Source organism: Bradyrhizobium sp. URHD0069 (assembly GCF_000701345.1).
GTDB lineage: Bacteria > Pseudomonadota > Alphaproteobacteria > Rhizobiales > Xanthobacteraceae > Bradyrhizobium.
The window spans coordinates 70,133-77,228 of sequence record NZ_JNIJ01000037.1 but is presented as its reverse complement, the minus strand read 5'-3'; the positions used below and the strand labels follow the sequence as shown (position 1 = coordinate 77,228).

Annotated in this window: 9 protein-coding genes; 5 read left to right on the top strand and 4 right to left on the bottom strand. The window is 59.9% G+C overall.

Features of this window, described 5'->3' with window-relative positions:
- On the top strand, positions 1–340 hold a 340-nt coding region (locus N554_RS0122105), incomplete at its 5' end, for an IS30 family transposase (RefSeq protein WP_036053333.1).
- 133 nt (positions 341–473) lie between these two features.
- Here N554_RS0122105 and N554_RS0122100 read toward each other — a convergent pair.
- A complete protein-coding gene (locus N554_RS0122100) occupies positions 474–881 on the bottom strand; it encodes a hypothetical protein (RefSeq protein ID WP_029585467.1) in 408 nt (135 codons plus the stop codon).
- Positions 882–1,472: 591 nt separating this feature from the next.
- Positions 1,473–1,667 (bottom strand): hypothetical protein, encoded by a 195-nt coding sequence (locus N554_RS0122095; protein ID WP_029585466.1) that lies wholly within the window; start codon positions 1,665–1,667, stop codon positions 1,473–1,475.
- Positions 1,668–1,793: 126 nt separating this feature from the next.
- Here N554_RS0122095 and N554_RS0122090 point away from each other — a divergent pair, with 126 nt between their 5' ends.
- The 3 genes from N554_RS0122090 to N554_RS0122080 all read left to right on the top strand — a co-directional run bounded on the left by N554_RS0122090 (position 1,794) and on the right by N554_RS0122080 (position 3,687).
- Positions 1,794–2,699, top strand: a complete 906-nt coding sequence (locus tag N554_RS0122090) for a DnaJ C-terminal domain-containing protein (RefSeq protein ID WP_029585465.1) — start codon at positions 1,794–1,796, stop codon at positions 2,697–2,699.
- A 2-nt stretch (positions 2,700–2,701) separates the two neighbouring features.
- Complete coding sequence (locus tag N554_RS0122085; RefSeq protein ID WP_029585464.1) at positions 2,702–2,962, top strand: chaperone modulator CbpM; 261 nt, start codon at positions 2,702–2,704, stop codon at positions 2,960–2,962.
- A gap of 329 nt (positions 2,963–3,291) precedes the next feature.
- The gene (locus N554_RS0122080) at positions 3,292–3,687 is read left to right on the top strand and encodes a cupin domain-containing protein (RefSeq protein WP_029585463.1); all 396 of its coding nucleotides are present in this window, start codon (positions 3,292–3,294) and stop codon (positions 3,685–3,687) included.
- A 159-nt stretch (positions 3,688–3,846) separates the two neighbouring features.
- Here N554_RS0122080 and N554_RS0122070 read toward each other — a convergent pair whose 3' ends face one another.
- Both N554_RS0122070 and N554_RS0122065 read right to left on the bottom strand, forming a co-directional pair.
- Entirely contained in the window at positions 3,847–4,581 is a 735-nt protein-coding gene (locus N554_RS0122070; protein ID WP_245283673.1) for an NAD-dependent epimerase/dehydratase family protein, read from the bottom strand.
- A 313-nt stretch (positions 4,582–4,894) separates the two neighbouring features.
- Positions 4,895–6,298: a MocR-like pyridoxine biosynthesis transcription factor PdxR gene (locus N554_RS0122065; protein ID WP_029585461.1), complete on the bottom strand. Its 1,404-nt coding sequence runs from the start codon at positions 6,296–6,298 to the stop codon at positions 4,895–4,897.
- A gap of 157 nt (positions 6,299–6,455) precedes the next feature.
- On the opposite strand from N554_RS0122065, the gene N554_RS0122060 reads away from it, so the two are divergent.
- Entirely contained in the window at positions 6,456–7,094 is a 639-nt protein-coding gene (locus N554_RS0122060) for an HD domain-containing protein (protein WP_029585460.1), read from the top strand.
- Positions 7,095–7,096 lie beyond the last annotated feature (2 nt).

Genomic DNA, 7,096 nt, shown 5'->3' with positions numbered 1-7,096 from the left:
CGTCTCGGCGCTGATCAAGCAATCGCAGCGATTGCCCAGCGAGCTTTACCGGTCGCTGACCTGGGACAGAGGCAAAGAGCTTGCCGACCATCAGCGCCTGACATTGGCCACCGAGGTTGATGTCTATTTTTGTGACCCTCGGTCTCCCTGGCAGCGCGGCTCAAACGAAAACACCAACAGATTGCTGCGCCAGTATCTTCCGCGCGGCACCGATCTGTCCTTGCACAGCCAGGCCAAGCTCAGTGCCATCGCAAGGCAGCTCAATGAAAGGCCGAGAAAGACCTTGCTCTATCAGACGCCGGCTGAGAAGTTCGCAGAATGTGTTGCAGCGATCGGTTGAACTCGCCGCCCAAGGAAGACACTCGGCAGCAGCGCCTTCTCGCGGCACTCATTGGCGGTCGACATTCCGCGGATGGCGCCTCGTCGAGTGAGCCATCCGCACCTGCAATCGGTCTCTTACGAAGAAACGAGCCTTAAGCTTTCAGGTCCGTGATCCGCATGATCGCGACCACGTTCCCATCGTTGTACGATTGCTCTTTTGTGTCCTTGTTGCAGGTCCAGACAAAGTTCTTCTTGGCCGTAAAGGTCTTTCCCTCCTGCTCGATCCGAAGCTCCCCCTCGGGGATATGGCAGATCATGGCATTCATCATCGGGGGACCGGCTGTCTTCGATCCCGGCTGCATAATAACATCGTGCATTGAGACGGTCTTAAAACCGGGGATGATGGATGGCGTCTCGCCATCGTAAGCACGCACCACGACCCCTGGCCACGGCGTGGTGTCTTTGTAGCCCGTGGTTTGGGCGGCGGCTGGCTTCATCATGGCCGCCGAAGCCGCTGCCAACCCGATTCCCAATGCTGACCTTCGATCGATCTTGTTCATCGCTTTTCTCCTGAGGTAACGCAACGAGCCGCCGCAGAAGTGGCGCGCACATTTCGTGGAGTGTGAATGATGATGCGAAACCGAAAAAAGAGTCGGTCTCTTAAGAGAGCGTGCCTGCCGATGGCACCAGTGCTGCTCGTTTGCCCCCAACGGCGATTTCGGCACGTCGCGCTTCAAGGGCAACTCCATTCTACGAGACACGAGGCGCCTGAGAAACAAATATTCCGCAAAGCACAACGCCAGTGAGCCGATGTCGGCAGCTTCACTCCGGCCGACATGACTGACCGGCCCTGCGGCTCGGTCGGCGGTAAGTGCGCCGCCACGGCACGATTAGCGTGTCGTCCGGAGGCGACGACTGCGGTTCCCAGGCAATGTCCGCAGTTGGGCCACTTGCAGAGTTGAGCCTGGGTCATTCGAGGCAGGTCTACCCAGAACGCGGACACGAAGCTTCGTAGCGTCACGCGCGCTTGCGAGCTACCCTTATCAACCCAAGATGGGCCGACTGCGCGCAAGCGGCGTGCCTCAAGCCGAAAACTTTCGGCGCACACGTGGTGCGGCCCAATCTCTCTATCCTGGGCTGTCGCTTAAGGCTCAATCCATGTCGCGAAAGGCGTGACCCTCAGCTTCGATCCTCTTCACAAGATCTGGCGGCAATTCGCCTTGTGCCGCAGTGCCATCAAATGCCCATTCCTTAGGATCGTCCAGATCGGGAAGACCCGCCCCTTTGCGCACATAGAGGCCTACTCTCGGCTTCCGCGGATTAATGTAAAGATCATACTCCTGCATCGAGATGTCTCCTCTTCCTATTCGATATAAGCTGATCCCGACTATATGAAGCAATCAGGTCATTCCTGGTTCGCCGGCCAATCAAGGCCTGCAGCGGTCCACCAGTTGATTTCAACGGAGTAGGTCGTGACAAATCCGTACGAGGTAATCGGCGTCGCCCCGACGGCTTCTTCTGCGGATATCCAGAAGGCATACCGCCAATTGGCGAAGAAATTGCACCCGGATCTTAATCCCGGCGACAAGGCGGCCGAAGAGAAGTTCAAGGAACTCGCTGGTGCCTACGATCTGCTGAGCGATGTCGAGAAGCGCAAGCGCTTCGACAATGGTGAAATCGACGCGACCGGTGTGGAACGGCCGCAGCATCATTTCTATCGGGATTTTGCGACGTCGGATCACGCTCATCCCTACACGGACAACTCCGGCTTTGCCGATTTCATGGATACGGACGACGCTCTCGCCGAGCTTCTGAGGCGCGGCGAAAGGGCTCGCGCGAACCGGCGCGGACAGGATCTGCACTACCACCTGCCGATCAGTTTCGTGGAGTCAGTCAAGGGGGCGAACAAGCGTTTGACGCTGCCGGATGGCGGCACGCTTGACGTGACCATTCCGCCCGGCCTGGTTGACGGGCAAATCCTCCGCCTGCGAGGCAAGGGAGCACCCGGCGCGGGAACGGGAGGTCACGGCGATGCCCTGATCGAGGTGGAAGTCCTGCCGGACCGTCGCTTCTCGCGCGAGGGCGACGACATCTCTCTGGAACTACCAATCTCTCTTTCCGAGGCCGTGCTTGGTGGGCGGATTCGTGTTCCGACGCCAACAGGCTACGTGACCATGGCGGTACCGAAAGGATCGAACACCGGCACGACCATGCGCCTAAAGGGCAAGGGCGCGCCCCGCCGCGGTGGAGGTCACGGCGATCAGTTCGTCAAGTTGAAAGTGGTTTTGCCCAAAACTCCGGATCCCGAACTCGAGGCATTCGTTTCGAATTGGGAAAAAGGTAAGGCCTTTAACCCCCGCGAGGACAGCACATCATGATCATGAACAAGCAGGAGTTCCTTACTCATGCGGGTGTCCAGGCGCAGGCACTCGATCTCTGGCTTGAGCAGCGATGGCTCATTCCAGATCAGACCTCCGCCGGAATGAAGTTCTCGGACATGGACATTGCACGGGCTTGTCTCATTCGCGATCTGAAAACGGATTTCGGTGTCAACGACGAGGGCATCGACGTCATCCTTCATCTCGTGGATCAGCTCCACGGCTTACGCCGGGCGCTCGAGCAATTGCACAAAAATCTTTAGCAACTGAACTAGTAGATCCCCTGCCCCGCTCCAAGTCCGGTCTGTCTCAGAAAGCTGACGTTGCCGGGGTCAGGACGTTAGCCGCCTGCGGATCAAAAGCATCGTTTGAGCGTCTGGCGATTACTTCCGCTCTACCCCGATAAGCGGACCATTTCAGTGTTCACCGGCATGTCTCAACGGTGCCCACAAGCCGACTTCGCATTCGGATCGGACCTTGTGTGGTGCGATCGAGCCGGCTCCAACAAAAGCCTTTTTGTAAAGCGATCTTGTTGTAAAGCGATCTTGAAAACGAAATTAGCTGGAGAACTAAATTAGCGGGAGAAAGCGTCATGCATCGATCGTCGAAACTCACCTTGGTCTTTGCCGCGCTATTGATCAGCTTGGCCAGCGCTTCTGCGCAAGAGGTGACGAAACTGAACGAGCTTGTCTCCGGTATGCCCAAGGGCGAAAAACAGCAGATACGGGTGCTGACCGCCACTCTCAAACCCGGCGACAAGACTGTTCTCCATACCCACCGTTTCCCCGTGACCTTGTACATACTGGAGGGAGCCTTTACGCGCGAGCTGGAGGGACGTTCGCCAATCACGATCAAGGCGGGCGAGGCCATGGTAGAGCCGCCGAACGTGAAGATGACCGGTTATAATCGCAGCACAACTGAACCGATGCGGGTTGTCACCTTCTATGTCAGTGATCCGGACTCTCCGTTCCTTGATCCGATCCACTAGACAGCGCTGACCATCGCCGGCGGAAACCTGCATGTCCGCATCGGGTCAATCGCTTCATACTGATCGACAATTCCGGTCTTGCCCAAGCGACGTGCCACAATGTCGTGGGTTGCCGAGGCATCGCCACGGCTCGGCGCGCTGAACCGCCGTGCGAAATCGTCAGGCCGGAAGACGAAAATCGGGAGTCCAACCCAGCTCCGCGCGTGCCTTTTCGGTCGCAACGTTTCTGCTGGCCTCCGCGATGTTATAGATGCCCGGGCCGCCGTGGTCGATAGCCAGCAGAGCGGCATGAGCCGCCGCATCCACATGAAGGGGCGCAGAATTTGACGGCCGGTCCGAAGCGGTTCCGGGGCCATAAAGCTGGCCGTAACGAAGGACGACGCCCTCGAGCGGCGGCGATTTCAAAGCGAGATCTTCCAGCGCAATCACTCCCTGCACATCGATACCCCTATCTCCCTCGGCCCCGGCATCGAGCGGGTCCGTCTCCGCGTGCGGCTCCGGCCCCGGCGCGTACGCCCACGCGATGCTTTGCGCCACCAGCCGGCGCGCACCCGCCGCAAGTGCGGCTCTGACGAGGTTCCGCGTTCCTTCGCTACGGATGCGGGCGGTGCGAACGATCGCTGCCCCCATCGCACGTGGATTAAGATCCTTCGGGAGGTCGGTGAGCTGATGGATCACGACATCCGGGCGTGCCGATGCGACGGCGCGCGACAGTGCCGACGCGTCGAAAACGTCGACCACGACCGGGTCCGCCCCGAGCGAACGCAGCGCGTCGGCATTCGCTTTCGATCTGGTGCTGCCACAGACGTAATGCCCGGCGCTTTGCAGGAGCGGTGTCAGGCGTCTGCCGATGGCCCCGGAAGCGCCGGCAAGGAAGATCCTGTAACCCATCATCGTTACTCCTTTGTCACCCTATACAGGCGCTGTACCGCCAGATGCCTCCGATTAGATCAAGCGGAGGGCGGTCAATCGTTCCGGTTCCAAGATACAAAAGCGAGGCGCCGTTACGTTGGCGCTTGCAATCCCTCGGAACCAACCTGTCAGCTCAACGGATCATCGGATCAATTAGCTCGACTACGACCTGATGAATTAGATCGCAGACCGGGCATTCAAACGTCCGGAGGGTTTGCCGAATTAGTGCAATGTCTTGATGAGGGGCAACATCGAAGCGGACCGACAGTGCCTAGCTGCCTTGCTTCCGTCGGTGCTATCGCGCCAGCTGCACCAGCCGACGACAGTCCGCGGCCAGCCGCCGTTCATCTAGATTGGTCACGCCGAGCAGCAGTCCCTGCGGCGCGGGAGAATGCATGTACCAAGGCGATAGGGGAACCGGCGCCAGGCCGAACTGCAGGGCGCGCAAAGCGATGTCCACGTCTGACGCAAACTCGGGGAGCAAGGTCACCACGGCCATACCGGCGGTTGCTTGCACCTTCATCGAGTCTGACGCCACCTCCCGCAAGCAACGAAGCACGGCCTCCCGGCGGGCGGCATAAAGCCGCTTCATGCGGCGGAGATGGCGAAGATAATGCCCCTCGCGTATGAATTCCGCCACGGCGCGCTGCACGGGCGTGACCGGCGCCGGCGCCAGGCAAGCAGCGAGGTCGCCGAACCGAGGAGCCATCTCCGGCGGCACCACCAGGAAGCCGAGGCGCAGTGCCGGGCTGATGGTCTTGCTGAAACTGCCGATGTGCAGCACCCGTCCCCCATGATCGAGGGATGCAAGAGCCGGAGCCGCCCGTCCTTTCAGCTGCAGCTCGCTCAGGTAATCGTCCTCAATGATCCAGGCGTCGTTCCGCCGAGCCCATGCCAGCAGTGCAAGCCGCCGCGGGAGCGACATCGTCATCCCGAGCGGCGCCTGCTGGCCGGGCGTCACAACTGCCAGTGCCGCTGCTGCGGCGCTTCGGACACCAGCGTCAATATCCAGGCCTTCCGCGTCCACCGGGACAGCTGTCACAGTCATCCCTGCCAAGCCGAGCGCGGTGCGCGTGAGCGGGAAGCCCGGATCCTCCATCCAAGCTCCCATCCTCTCAAGCTGAAGCCCACGGATGGCGAGACCCAGCGCGCCGGAGAACCCGGCCGTCACGAACACCTGAGTGGGACTGCACCGAACGCCGCGGGCTATGCCCAGGTAAGCCGCGACCTCCTTTCGCAGCTCGGGATCACCACGCGGATCCGGATACCCGACGGGCGCCGCCGCACCTCGTCGGGCCTCACGAGTCAGGATGCGTGACCACAGCTTGAAGGGGAAGGCATCTTGCGAGGGCACTCCCATCTGAAATACCAGCGGCGCACTTCCGAAGTCATGGAAAAGGTGCGGCAGAGGCGGCGCTTCCGGCGACCAGGGGGGTGTTGAGGATGCGGTTGGGCGCTCAGCTACGCGCGTGCCTGCCGCCCCCAGGCCAATCGCAAATTGCTCGTTGATCAGACGTGCGTAGGCCGCACGCACGGTACCGCGGGAGACGCCGAGCTGAACCGCCAAATCCCGCCAGGAAGGCAGCCTCGCGCCCGAGGCGAGCCGCCCTGTCTCAATGGCATCTCGGATCGCCGAGTAGATCTGTGCGGCCAGCGGTATCTTTTTGGCCCGATCGAGGTCGATGGGGAGCACAGGCATCGCGTGATGGTACACTCAGAATTGCCAATCTCGGTACTGTTTATGACCAAGGCGGAGCGCATCTGTTCGCCATGACCAACGGCCTGAATGGCGCGAGCCTGCATGAAACTCAGCATCGCAACGGCAAGATCGCAGACACAGAGATAGGAGTTCAACAATGGCCGACGCAATTTCTGGCATTAAGATACCGGACAGCAAGATCGCGCGCGAAGCCGCCGAACTGGTGCGGCAACACGAAAACGAGATGTTGTTCAACCACTCGGTTCGCGTCTTCGTGTTCGGTGCGATGAAGGGTATCCGCCAGAACCTGAAATTCGACTCTGAACTGCTTTATGTCGCGGCGCTGTTTCATGACTTGGGCCTTGTCGATGCTTACCATACCGAGGCAAAGCGGTTTGAAGTCGATGGCGCTGATGCAGCGCGTGAATTTCTGAAGAGCCATGGCATCCCCGAGCCGAAAGCGGATCTGGTGTGGGAAGCGATCGCCCTGCATACCACGCGTGGCATTCCCCAATATATGCGGCCCGAGATCGCTCTCACAAACGCCGGCGTTCTGGTGGACGTCGTCGGCTTTGGATATGATGAGTACACGCCAGAGCAACGCGACCAGGTCATCGCCGCTTTTCCCCGCGGGGATTTCAAGAATGAATTTATCGAGATTCAGACCTGCTCGGCCTTGAAGAAGCCTGACACGACGTTCGGCACGGTCAATTTCGACTACATCGAATATCGCGATCCCACATTTCGCAAGCCAAACGCCTGCACTCTGATCCACAACACCCCCTGGCGTAGCTGAGC

What these genes read in the sequence shown, in the direction of transcription:
- N554_RS0122100 (WP_029585467.1), bottom strand. Translation starts at nt 881, where the DNA reads ATGAACAAGATCGATCGAAGGTCAGCATTGGGAATCGGGTTGGCAGCG.
- N554_RS0122095 (WP_029585466.1), bottom strand. Translation starts at nt 1,667, where the DNA reads ATGCAGGAGTATGATCTTTACATTAATCCGCGGAAGCCGAGAGTAGGC.
- N554_RS0122085 (WP_029585464.1), top strand. Translation starts at nt 2,702, where the DNA reads ATGAACAAGCAGGAGTTCCTTACTCATGCGGGTGTCCAGGCGCAGGCA.
- N554_RS0122080 (WP_029585463.1), top strand. Translation starts at nt 3,292, where the DNA reads ATGCATCGATCGTCGAAACTCACCTTGGTCTTTGCCGCGCTATTGATC.
- N554_RS0122070 (WP_245283673.1), bottom strand. Translation starts at nt 4,581, where the DNA reads ATGATGGGTTACAGGATCTTCCTTGCCGGCGCTTCCGGGGCCATCGGC.
- N554_RS0122065 (WP_029585461.1), bottom strand. Translation starts at nt 6,298, where the DNA reads ATGCCTGTGCTCCCCATCGACCTCGATCGGGCCAAAAAGATACCGCTG.
- N554_RS0122060 (WP_029585460.1), top strand. Translation starts at nt 6,456, where the DNA reads ATGGCCGACGCAATTTCTGGCATTAAGATACCGGACAGCAAGATCGCG.